This is a genomic window from Arthrospira sp. PCC 8006 (assembly GCF_046480465.1).
Lineage (GTDB): Bacteria > Cyanobacteriota > Cyanobacteriia > Cyanobacteriales > Microcoleaceae > Limnospira > Limnospira platensis.
Genome location: NZ_PKGG01000198.1, coordinates 1 through 10,205, shown reverse-complemented (window position 1 = coordinate 10,205; position 10,205 = coordinate 1). Strand labels below are relative to the sequence as shown.

Annotated in this window: 11 protein-coding genes and 2 pseudogenes; 3 read left to right on the top strand and 10 right to left on the bottom strand. The window is 45.2% G+C overall.

Annotated features, from left to right (window positions below; genetic code table 11):
* Window positions 1–179: 179 nt before the first annotated feature.
* The 5 genes and pseudogenes from B9T16_RS21820 to B9T16_RS21800 form a co-directional block, all read right to left on the bottom strand.
* Window positions 180–929, bottom strand: coding sequence for a response regulator (locus tag B9T16_RS21820; RefSeq protein WP_006617104.1), 750 nt, complete (start codon window positions 927–929; stop codon window positions 180–182).
* 27 nt (window positions 930–956) lie between these two features.
* Window positions 957–1,082 (bottom strand): ATP-binding protein, encoded by a 126-nt coding sequence (locus B9T16_RS21815; protein ID WP_286131466.1) that lies wholly within the window; start codon window positions 1,080–1,082, stop codon window positions 957–959.
* A gap of 306 nt (window positions 1,083–1,388) precedes the next feature.
* Entirely contained in the window at window positions 1,389–2,132 is a 744-nt protein-coding gene (locus B9T16_RS21810; RefSeq protein ID WP_410245738.1) for a GAF domain-containing protein, read from the bottom strand.
* Window positions 2,133–2,606, bottom strand: a pseudogene (locus B9T16_RS21805) (GAF domain-containing protein).
* Entirely contained in the window at window positions 2,607–3,047 is a 441-nt protein-coding gene (locus B9T16_RS21800) for a response regulator (RefSeq protein ID WP_006617108.1), read from the bottom strand.
* Between the two features lie 360 nt (window positions 3,048–3,407).
* On the opposite strand from B9T16_RS21800, the gene B9T16_RS21795 reads away from it, so the two are divergent.
* Window positions 3,408–4,628, top strand: a complete 1,221-nt coding sequence (locus B9T16_RS21795; RefSeq protein ID WP_006617109.1) for an HhoA/HhoB/HtrA family serine endopeptidase — start codon at window positions 3,408–3,410, stop codon at window positions 4,626–4,628.
* A gap of 251 nt (window positions 4,629–4,879) precedes the next feature.
* Here the strand turns inward: B9T16_RS21795 and lpxB are convergent, their stop codons facing one another.
* From lpxB to B9T16_RS21770, 5 genes and pseudogenes are all read right to left on the bottom strand, one after another.
* A complete protein-coding gene (gene lpxB, locus B9T16_RS21790; protein ID WP_410245737.1) occupies window positions 4,880–6,037 on the bottom strand; it encodes a lipid-A-disaccharide synthase in 1,158 nt (385 codons plus the stop codon).
* Window positions 6,034–6,846 (bottom strand): acyl-ACP--UDP-N-acetylglucosamine O-acyltransferase, encoded by an 813-nt coding sequence (lpxA, locus tag B9T16_RS21785; protein WP_006617111.1) that lies wholly within the window; start codon window positions 6,844–6,846, stop codon window positions 6,034–6,036. The genes lpxB and lpxA overlap by 4 nt, the downstream gene beginning before the upstream one ends.
* A gap of 118 nt (window positions 6,847–6,964) precedes the next feature.
* Window positions 6,965–7,459: a 3-hydroxyacyl-ACP dehydratase FabZ gene (gene fabZ / locus B9T16_RS21780; RefSeq protein WP_006617112.1), complete on the bottom strand. Its 495-nt coding sequence runs from the start codon at window positions 7,457–7,459 to the stop codon at window positions 6,965–6,967.
* 10 nt (window positions 7,460–7,469) lie between these two features.
* Entirely contained in the window at window positions 7,470–8,318 is an 849-nt protein-coding gene (gene lpxC / locus B9T16_RS21775; protein ID WP_006617113.1) for a UDP-3-O-acyl-N-acetylglucosamine deacetylase, read from the bottom strand.
* 65 nt (window positions 8,319–8,383) lie between these two features.
* Window positions 8,384–8,626 (bottom strand): annotated as a pseudogene (locus B9T16_RS21770) (zinc ribbon domain-containing protein); the annotation flags it as partial.
* Window positions 8,627–9,658: 1,032 nt separating this feature from the next.
* Here B9T16_RS21770 and B9T16_RS21765 point away from each other — a divergent pair.
* Window positions 9,659–9,793, top strand: coding sequence for a DUF86 domain-containing protein (locus B9T16_RS21765; protein ID WP_315643104.1), 135 nt, complete (start codon window positions 9,659–9,661; stop codon window positions 9,791–9,793).
* Window positions 9,794–9,995: 202 nt separating this feature from the next.
* Window positions 9,996–10,205: hypothetical protein (locus B9T16_RS21760; protein WP_410245736.1), on the top strand; the 210-nt coding region annotated here is incomplete at its 3' end.

Sequence of the window (10,205 nt, the reverse complement as noted above, 5' to 3'; positions counted from 1 at the left end):
AACGCCCTGATTTCTCAGTTGGTTTATGACCTTGAGTCCCCTGCCTTGCTTAGATTTCTCCAAGCGTCGGGACATATAAACAGTTATGGGATGGTCAGGGGTGCGAATCCCTTATATTCCACCAAGGGGTGCAAGTCCCACTAGGAGGTTATTTCAGGCATTGCAGCCTTATTTGACTCCTAAACGTCTCGCACCCATCCCTTTAATAAATCAGCCAAAGCGCCATGATACTCTGGAATTTCAGCAATCAAGGCTAGAATTTCCGGTTCGTTGGTACACAAAACGGCTTGATGTAGTTGCTCTATCCAAGTCGTCGGCATCACTTGCAGGGAGTCCCTGTCAAGGGGGACAGCAGGCTGGTTTTGCAGATCGGAAGTTAATGATACATCCTCTACAGGACTTCCTTCGTATAGATAGCGCACTCCTAAGTATTGATCCATCTTATCAAAAATCACTGCTTTTCGAAAGGGTTTACTGACAAAATCATCACAACCCATAGCTAAAATTGGCGATCGCTCCTCTTCAAAAGCATCAGCTGTCAGAGCGATAATGATAGGGGCGCGATGTGGTGGTATGGTTTCTTTAATGTGTTTAGTAGCTTCCAAACCATCCATAACTGGCATTCTCATATCCATCCAGACCCAATCAGGTTGCCACTTAGCGCACATTGTAATCGCTTCTAAGCCATTTTCAGCCGCCTGCACCTCAAAACCCACCTTAGACAGTAAACAGACCAGTACCTGGCGATTTTCTTGGGCATCTTCTACCACCAAAATCCGATAAGATGGTTGTCCGTCAGCTAAAGCAATCACCCGTTTTTGGATAGATTGAGCCGGGATTTCTTGAGGGTCTGCTGCTTGTACGACAATGGGAAATTTGACTATTGTACCCTTTCCCACCTGGCTGATAATATCAATTTCGCCGCCCATAATTTGTACAAATTTCTGGCTAATTGGTCATCCTAAACCCGTCCATTCATTAGACTTACGACCCGTTTCAGTTTGCCCAAATGGTTTAAATAGCATATCAATTTCATCGGGAGCAATTCCTGGTCCGGTATCTTCCACCTCAAAACTGAGGATAGTTATATCGGGGGTTTCATAGTTCTGAGACTGAACTCGCAGGGTAACTCATCCTGATTCCGTAAACTTAATGGCATTTCCCAATAAATTAATCAAAACTTTTCGCAGTTTATTTTCCTCGGTAACAAAATTATTATGCACCTAAAACTCTAATTTTAAGTCATTATTTTTACTTCTTAAATCCAGTATTTTGTGTAAGTTTTTCAGAAGATAGTAAAGGTCAAAACTGATTTGATTAAACGTAATGCGACCCCCTTCAATTTTCGACATTTCTAGGACATCGTTAATCAGTTCTAATAGATGCTCTCACGAACGACCAATAATTTTGATATATTCCTGTTGGGCTAAATTTAACTGTTCATCCCTAGCCAGAATTTGGGTAAAGCCTAAGATAGCATTTAAAGGAGTGCGTAACTCATGACTCATTTTGGTGAGAAATTCACTTTTAGCTCGATTAGCTGCATCAGAGGTTTCTTTGGCTTTATGTAACTGTTTCATCAGTTCTACTTGTTGGAAAGCGACACCTAATTGATTGGCAATTTTAGCTAATATACTCACTTCTCGATGCCTCCACTCTCTGGGGAAATTGTGTTGATAGGCGGCAATCATTCCCCATTGAGTTTCCCATAAAAATACGGGAGTAATCATATAGGATCTAATCATAAATTCATCGATGAGGACTCGATGAGAATCGGAAAGGGGAGATTTGTAAATATCATCAACCGTCTGTTGATGGTAAATTTGATTGATATTTCCCTGACTCTCCTGTAAATGTAAATAAAACCAAGTATTAGGGTCAGTTAGATTGAGAAACTGGGGACAGTTTGGCGCGACGGACTCAAACAAAAACTTGCCTTTTCCTTGGGGTAAAAGTCGGTAAACTACAACGCGATCGCATCTGAGAATTTGGCGCACAGCTTGAGCAGTAGCCCTAAAAATCATATCCATATCCAGAGTTTGGCGTATGGTTTCAATTAACCTGGATAAAGCCCTTTCCTGTTGAGCGGCTTTGGTTTGTTCTGTGGATTCTTTCTGCGCCTGGGTGAGCAATTATGCTTGTGGCAAAGCCACCCCCAATTGTAGGGCTATTTTCTGTACAAATTCGACCTCATAACTTTTCCAATTGCGAGAATATGAGCATTGATGAATACATAGTAAACCCCAGAGATGGCTCCCTTTTTGCCGGGAAATTACCAAATTTGCTCTCACCTAAAACTTAGCCAAAAGTTGAATATAGCAAGGGTATAAATTTGCTTCATAAATATCAGCAATGGATTGAATGCGGGAGTTTTTGTATTCCTCCACAAATGAATTGGCGAAACAAGAATCATGAACTTGCCAATTTAAAGCTGATTCAAACTCAGGTAAAACATCTTCCGAGACAAAATTACCATCCCGGTAATTAGAGAGGGGATGAAAGCTAAATATAGCCACTCTGTCGGCGTTCAAAAGTTGGCGGACTTCGGCGGTAGCTGTAGCAAAAATTGTGTTAATATCTAAGGTGCGCCTGATTTTATCAATCACTTAGGCTAAGGCTCGTTCTCGTTGGGCTTCCCTGGCTAAGTGTTCGGCTTGGCGACGTATTTGAGTTTTGACTCGCACTAGGACTTCTTCTACCTGAAAAGGCTTAGTAATATAATCTACTCCACCTATAGTAAAAGCCTTGACTTGATCAGGAAGTTCATCTAAAGCGCTCATAAAAATCACCGGAATTTCTGCCGTAATTTCATCAGCTTTCAGTTGCAAACAAACCTCATAACCGTCCATATCAGGCATTTTGATATCTAGTAGCACCAAATCAGGAGGTGACGCTTTAGCCGTAATCAAGGCCATTTTTCCTTTGGTCACTCTCCTGACATTGTAGCCCTGCTCCGTCAACATTTGGGAAAGCAGTCGCAAGTTATCCGGTTTATCGTCAACCAGTAAAATATTGCCAAATTGGGATGTGTTTGGGGGCCGCATCATTAGCGTGTCGGTAAACCGGATAGCTAGAATAGGTAGCCAATAGTCAAGGGAATTGACAAAATACCTCAAAAGCGAGGGAAGTTGATATTTTCCCCCAATGGTTGCCTTGAGAGCAACCCTACCATTTACCTAGAAGGTAAGCAGGAGGGCTGTCTTGTTTATAGATATCCCGCCGGGTGAGGTGGGATGTCTCCCAGTTTCCTAGTTTACCATAATTGCTGTCCAGGGATAATTTTGGATAACCGCTCCTGTAGCGGGGTTGGTGCTGGTCGTTCACAGAGATGTCATATCAATGCTACAACTTCGCCAAATCTCTCATTTAATCTAAGAACTATCAAGCGATTAATGGGAGTGTTAACGATGCAAGATTCTCTAAAATCCTCTGTGCGTCCTATTCAGCCTGTGGCTTATTTATCGATGCTTTTGTTGGGTGCGGGGCTTACTTTTGGTGTTGTTTCCCTTACTCCTAATGCTGGTTCTTCCCGTGAGAGTACCGGTGAAACTAACAGTGGAGTGGCAGATATGAACCCTGGGATGGTTTCTCCGGGTCACGTTTTGGCACAAAATCCTAATGTAGTCAGTGCTGTGGTGGAGCGGGTGGGAGCAGCAGTGGTTCAAATTGATACAGCCAGAACTGTAGAAACTCAGGTTCCTGATGTATTTAATGACCCGTTTTTCCGACGGTTTTTTGGCCAACGACTCCCTAGTGGTCCGGGGCGGCGAGTTGTTCAGGGTTCCGGTTCGGGTTTTATTGTGGGTTCTGATGGTCGGATTTTGACTAATGCTCATGTGGTCGAGGGAGCCACCCGAGTGCGGGTGACTTTGCGCGATGGTCGCCAGTTTGATGGGGAAGTGTTGGGAACTGACCCGGTGACTGATGTGGCTGTGGTGAAAATTCCGGCGCAAAATCTCCCGACTGTGAGTTTGGGTAATTCTGACCTATTGCGACCGGGAGAAATGGCGATCGCTATTGGTAATCCCCTAGGCTTAGAAAACACTGTCACCATGGGTATTATTAGTGCTACCGGTCGCTCTAGTGGCTCTATTGGCGCACCGGATAAACGGGTGAGTTTTATTCAAACTGATGCGGCGATTAATCCGGGTAATTCGGGGGGACCTTTACTTAATCAAAATGGTGAGGTCATTGGTATGAACACGGCTATTATCCAAGGCGCACAGGGTTTAGGTTTTGCTATTCCGATTAATCGGGTTGGGAATATCGCTGATCAAATTGTGGCTAATGGTCACGTTGATCATCCATTTTTGGGTATTCAAATGGTGAGTTTAAACCCCGAAGTTAAGCAGAATATTAATAATGATCCCAACAGTGGTTTAAAGGTTGATACAGACCAAGGGGTGTTAGTTGTCCGTGTGGTTCCTAATTCTCCAGCCGCTCAGGCTGGACTCCGAGTGGGTGATGTGATTTCTCAAATTAATGGTCAAATCATTCGGGACGCAGCGGAGGTTCAACAGTTGGTTGAACAAACGGGAGTAGGTCATCAATTACGATTGGAATTACGCCGCAATGGTCAAAGTCAAGGTTTCGCGGTTCGCACCGGAACTTTGAGAGAACAAAGTTAGGTTAAGTCGATATTATCAATTCTGACCAGAGACCAGGTATATCTGTGAAGATAAGGGGTGTCTTGTCTCTAAGAAAGAGGGAAATTTCCCTCTTTTAATTATCTTGAGGGTGGACAGGCTCTTAAAAGCTGCTGGTAAGTCATCTCCATCGCCAGGATTTACCGGCTCACCCATCCAAAATACTGGTTAAAAATAGCCAATAATTACCCAACATAAACTCTGATAATTTGCATAAATTGACCTCGGATACCTCAAATTTTACCAGCATTTAAAATTTCTATGGCTGCCCGATCGCCTGCTCCTTTTACCCCCAATACCTGGCGCATTTGTCGATATTCAGTTAACATTTGTTCTCGTTTTGTGGAGTTAGGAAAAAGTTGGATAACCTGGTTAAAAATGGCTTCTGGTGTCACTTCATCTTGTAGCAATTCTGGCACAATTTCCTTCATTTGGACTAAATTGGGAGGAGCCATAAAGGGGATGGAAAAATGGAGAATGTGACGAGCGACCAAAGCGGTAATTTGACTCACTCGATAAACGACAACTTGGGGAACTTCCAGTAAAGCTAATTCAAGGTTAACGGTACCTGACTTGGCGATCGCCAAATCAGCGCCGGCTAGTACATCAGTTTTATTTTCTACTAAAGAAGCCCGGAGATTATATTGTAAAATACCCCGTTCAATATCTGCCCGATACTTTTCTAAAGATAATGGAATCCAAAAACGCACCAATGGAAACTGAGCCTGAAGAGTGGCGGCGGCTTGAAATATAATGGGCATTAAATAGCGAATTTCCTGCTGTCGGGAAGCGGGAAGTAAGGCGATCGCTATTTCCTCAGTAGCAATACCCAAATTTTCCCGGGCTTGGTGGCGGCTGGGGTAGGCTGTAATCCGGTCAATAAGCGGATGCCCTACCCAGGTCACTTTCGCGCCTTTAGCGGCAAAATAGCGGGCTTCCTGGGGAAAAATGGCAAGGATGCGATCGCTAAAATTGACGATTTGATTAGTATTGCGCGATCCCATAGACCAAACCCACTCCTGGGGGGCAATATAATAGATAATGGGAATCTCCGGGAATCTGCCTTTAATGAGATTACCGATACCGATATTAGGTCCCATGTAATCAATTAAAATAGCGACATCGACAGGGTTTTCTTGCAGATAACGCCTGACCCTAGCCTGCATTTGCAATGTAGGGATAAAATAGGGCAAAGACTCCCAAATTCCGACCGCACCAATAGCGGTAGTATCCCCCAACAATTGGGCTCCGGCGGCTGCGGTTTGCGGCCCTCCCAAAGCAGTAATTTCCAAGCTATAACCTTTAATTTCGGCTTGTCGGCGCAAGGCTGCTACCAATAGCGCCGCCTGCATATCTCCTGAAACCTCCCCGGTGCTAATAAAAATCCTCATGGCGCTTCTGGTGTGACCCGTTTTCCCGGAATAAGACCGCGCCTTTCCGGTGTGAGTGAGAGACGGACAAAATTAATCAAATGGTCAAGATAGGAATTTTGGGGGAGTTGTTCCAATTGAGCGATCGCTTCTGAGAGACGGTGTGGGGTGCGGTATAAAATCCGAAATGCCTTTTTAATTAGTCCCAACTCCTCATTAGTCAAACCCGCGCGTTTAAGACCGACAGAATTAAGCGATCGCACTCGGGACGGGTTGCCTTCCACTAACATAAATGGTGGTACGTCGCGGTCAATGCGACTCATACCTCCAACCATAGAAAACTGACCAATGCGGACGAACTGATGGACTCCCAAAACGCCGCTCAACCGTGCTTTAGACTCAATATGAACATGACCCGCCAAAGCTACCCCGTTGGCAATTACCACTCCATCCTCAATGGTACAGTTATGGCCCACATGAACATAAGCCATAAGTAGATTACCATTGCCAATTTTGGTAGCTTCTCCCGCGTAGGTAGCCCGGTTAATGGTCACATATTCCCGAATGCGGTTGTCGTCGCCAATGGTAACAAAACTCACCGCCCCCTCGTATTTTAAATCCTGGGTTTCCAACCCAATAGCAGCCCCCGGAAATATCTGGTTTCTGGCTCCTATTTCTGTCCATCCTTGAATGACGGCATGGGGGCCAATGGTAGTACCAGGGCCGATTTTTACGTTTTCTCCAATAACGGCGTATGCACCCACCCGCACGGTCGGGTGCAACTGAGCACCAGGCTCGATCACTGCTGTCGGGTGGATTAAAGTGGTCATGGAAATCAAATATGTTACTGATTGACCAAATTGGTTTGCTGCCGCAATTATACGGAACTGTGGCAATTCCTGAACCTGATCTGGTGTAATTCCATTGGTCCAGTTTAAAGTTTAGGCTTTAGTCTACCAGGGAAAACATTAGTTCTCCTTCACAGGTTCTTAGCCCATCAACTTCGGCGGCTGCTTGCATATAAGCAAAACGACGGCGTTTGACGGACAGTAGTTGTACTCGCATGATTAACTGGTCGCCGGGAACTACTGGGCGGCGAAAGCGGACTTTATCAATTCCCGCAAATAGGAATAGTTTACCTTCCATGTCTGGCAGTTGGGTCAGTACAATGCCGCCCACTTGAGCCATGGCTTCTACGATTAGCACCCCAGGCATAATTGGCCGACCGGGGAAGTGTCCCTGAAAGTGGGGTTCGTTGATGGTGACATTTTTAATTCCGGTTGCTCGTTCTCCGGGAATATACTCGATAATGCGATCGACTAGGGCGAAAGGATAGCGGTGGGGTAGCAGTTTTTGGATTTCTGCGATCGCTAAAGTGTTTTCCGGTGCTAATTGGGAGTTGCTGTTATCCTGAAGATCGGCGGTCGTGTTAACTGTGGACATTCTTTAAATATTAAACGTTGCTGTTGGTAGGGGTTTGGCTAATGCGACGCACTAACTCGACGTGCAAGTGATGACCAGCTTTATAGGCGAGATAGTGGGCGAGTGGGATAGTTCCCAGTAAACTGAGATCTCCTACTAAGTCTAAGATTTTATGACGCGCTGGCTCATTTGCAAATCTTAGGGGCGGATTTATCCAACCCGAATGGGAACAGACGATCGCATTATCTAGGCTTCCTCCCTTGATTAATCCAGCTTTTTGTAGGGCTTCTATCTGTGAGGCTAGGGTGAAAGTCCGGGCGGGGGCAATTTCTGTGATAAAGTTTTGCTCATCGGGACTCCAACTATGCCACTGGTTCCCGATAGGCGCCACTTCAAAATCAATGCCGTAGGTAAATCGTGTTTCGGTGGAGGGTATAGCCATCACGAAGGCATCTCCCTGACGCACAGAGATTTCTTGATTGAGGGGTGCTACTATTGGCTGTGGTTCAATTTCTTTCAGCCCGGCTGCTGCTATGGCTTCTGACCACGGTTTGGCGGAGCCGTCTAATAGGGGCAATTCTGGTCCGTTAACTTCTATGCGTGCGTGACTGACTCCCCCGGCGGTGAGGGCAGATAACAGGTGTTCTACGGTGCGAATACTGGCGCTATCACTATTTCCCAGTTCTGTTGATAGGGTGGTAGACCTTACTGATTCACAACTGGCTGTAATTATTGGGCATTCCGGTAGGTCAACTCGGACAAAGTGCCTTCCGCCTCTGGTGGCTGGCAGAATTTTTACGGTGGTGATTTCACCGCTATGGAGTCCGACTCCTGATTGGCTTATGGCTTGGGCTAGGGTGTATTGTTGAGCAAGACTCATGGGACTTTATGAATTTATGGCATTTCTGAGCGATCATGATACAGATACATTTAACCCGGAAAAATCTAGCAATTGCTGGAAGTTTCTGAGTATGGCACAATCTGGAATGAAATTATCGCGCCATTGGCGGAGGTATCTCTCAAAGCCTTCAATAAAATGTTGAAAGCGCCATTTACATCACGCCCAATAGCGTGACCGCAGTCGGGACAAACAAATTGTTTGTTGCCTCTTAGCTTTGTGTGAATGTGGCCACACTTGGAGCAGGTTTTACTGGTGTACTCTTCCGTCACATCTACTACAACACAGCCATAGTGCGAAACGTTTAGGAGACCAAATAGGGCTGCGATGCCTGAAATAACCTCCTAGTGGGACTTCCACCCCTTGGTGGAATTAATGGGATTCATACCTCTGACCATCCCATAACTATCTATGTGTTCTCAAAATCTGGTCTCGGAGTTGTGACCCGACAACCAGATCAGGCAAAGAGACTCAAGGTCAAGACCAAAGCGAAAGAAAGAGGGAATCGGTTCCCCTCGAGTATAACGTAAAGGTTGAGAGTAACGGCGGTAGCCACCCCCAATTTTAGGATTCATAACCAGTCAGATTGAAGCGGGGAACGGAAGGCGTAATGAGGAACCTACCTCTAACTCGACCACTGCCAACCATCCATGATTAGGGAAACCGAACGTCTGGCTTGAACCATCGTACCATGATTAGGGAAACCGAACGTCTGGCTTGAACCATCGTAAGTGTTAAGTAGCGAAATAGGTTGATACGCTGCGTCTAAAACAAAGGCAAGGGGAAAAGTAGGGTACTTATGACATCACCTACACAGACCTTTAAAAGTACCCCGGTGGAAAGGACGAATCTAAAGATGGAATGCCCGCATAGATGGAACGTTGAAACTCCTTATTGGCTCTCAAGTGGCAGGATGTACCTGTGGAGTAGTGAAAAGTGTAAGCGTATGCCTTTAAGGGGAAAGGATGTGACTGAAAGCTAATGCCTAACTGTAATGGTTAGGATATGCCCACTAGTCACGGTGTGGATATAGAGACCGCGACAACTAAGAGTGTTATGACGAAAACGAGTTAATGACTACGTGTGTATATAGCTCCGAAAGTTGAGGTCATAAAGCAGGGGGTTGTAGCCCTGTTCCCACTGACAAAGGGGTATCCACATCAGGAGCCGTATGAGATGAAAGTCTCAAGTACGGTTTTGAAGTGGAGTTGGGGAAGGTGACTTCCCTTTCGACCATAACGATCGAGCGATATGTAAGCCAAGGGAGGAGTGCTTTTGAGGATCAAGAATTAGTTCAAGTTTGGATTGTTCATCATTGACAAATTATTGGAGAAGCAGCCAATGATCTACCGCATGAGTTAACTGATATGTATCCACAAGTTCCTTGGGTACAAATTATGGCATTCAGAAATATTATTGTTCATGAGTATTTCCGCTTGTCTTTGAATTTGGTTTAGTCAATTGTTGTTCATGATTTACTGAGGCTAAAATTTCAGGTTATTCAAATATTGTCAGAAGTTGGTGTAGGGGGCGATCTCTGAGTGAATGAAAAGCACAAAATCTGTATTTTGATGCTAGGATGGCTCATGATTTAGAGGAGGTAGATATTGTTGCAGATTTGGGAATGTTTGCATTTAGTTTATTGGTGGAGGGTTAATCATGTTAAAAGCAGTAGAAGCCATTATTGAACCAGACGGAACGATTCGCACTTTGGAGCCTTTGCGAGTTGAGGTGGCGACAAGGGCGATCGTGACGGTGCTTGCCCCTCTACCTACCAATGGGGCAGGGAACGGAGCCAAAAKTCTGGCATTGTTACAATCACCTCGATTGGCAAACCGTCCTGTAGCTGACCCTTTGGAAGTGGCAAAA